At 65.5% G+C, this 400-nt stretch carries 1 protein-coding gene; it reads right to left on the reverse strand.

What is annotated here, in order from left to right; genetic code table 11:
* A partial coding sequence (locus tag CVH10_RS17945) for a response regulator (RefSeq protein ID WP_369335862.1) occupies nt 1–390 on the reverse strand: 390 nt, incomplete at its 3' end.
* Nucleotides 391–400: the final 10 nt, after the last annotated feature.

The following is a 400-nucleotide window of genomic DNA, read 5'->3' on the forward strand; positions in this document are numbered from 1 at the left end:
GAACAGTTGAAGGCCTGGGGGTGCGTAATCGGTCGGCTGCCCCTGACGACGGCGAAGGGCGTAGTCCACGCCGGTCTGAACCGCCCGCTCATCGGTCGGTTTAGACAGGACGCCGATGGTGCCGGCGACGCCGTCGCGCACCATGCCAGGATTGGCCGTCATGAACAGGACGCTGACCCCCATGTCCTGCCCCAGCTCGCGACCCAAGTCGATGCCGGTCGCCCCGTCTGAAAGATGGATGTCGACAAGGGCCAGATCGACGTCGTTCTCGCGCACGATGTCGCGCGCGGCCTTGGCGGTGGCGGCTACGCCGATGACGTCGTGCCCCAGGTCCTCCAGCACGAAGCGGAGTTCCATGGCTACGAGGGCTTCGTCTTCGATGATGAGAATGCGAGCGGTC

Source organism: Halomonas sp. ND22Bw (genome assembly GCF_003011945.1).
Classification (GTDB): domain Bacteria; phylum Pseudomonadota; class Gammaproteobacteria; order Pseudomonadales; family Halomonadaceae; genus Halomonas; species Halomonas halophila.